A 626-nucleotide genomic window follows, 5' to 3' on the forward strand; every position below is an offset into this window, starting at 1 on the left:
CGCCACGATCAGCGACACCCTCGACCAGGTCACCGACCGGATCGAGAAGGAGCTGCAGCAGATCAGCGCGGTGGACTACACCCGCAGCTACACCACGCCCGGCCAGGCGACGGTGTTCGTGAACCTGCGCGACACCACCCCGCCGCAGACGATCCCGTGGCTGTTCTACCAGGTCCGCAAGCGGCTGGGCGACATCAAGGGCACCTTCCCTCAGGGCATGCAGGGCCCGTTCTTCAACGACGAGTTCGGCGACGTCTACGGCAACGTCTACGCCTTCACCGCCGACGGGCTGTCGATGCGCCAGCTGCGGGACTACGTCGAGACGGTCCGCACCCGGATCATCAAGGTGCCGAGCATCGGCAAGACCCAGATCCTCGGCGCCCAGGACGAGGTGATCTCCCTCGACTTCTCGACCCGCAAGCTCGCCGGGCTCGGCGTCGACGCGCAGTCGCTGATCCGGACCCTGCAGGCGCAGAACGCGGTGGCGCCCTCGGGCGTGATCCAGGCCGGGCCGGAGCGGGTCTCGGTGCGGGTCGGGGGCCAGTTCACCGACGAGAACAGCCTCAAGGCGATCAACCTGCGGGTCAACGACCGCTTCTTCCGCCTCTCGGACGTGGCCGAGATCG

1 protein-coding gene is annotated in these 626 nt (G+C 67.9%); it reads left to right on the forward strand.

The features are described from left to right. Window positions 1-626, forward strand: a 626-nt coding sequence (locus VQ02_RS33750) for an efflux RND transporter permease subunit (protein WP_048448649.1), incomplete at both ends; no start/stop codon positions are given.

The sequence above is a fragment of the Methylobacterium variabile genome, assembly GCF_001043975.1.
Lineage (GTDB): Bacteria > Pseudomonadota > Alphaproteobacteria > Rhizobiales > Beijerinckiaceae > Methylobacterium > Methylobacterium variabile.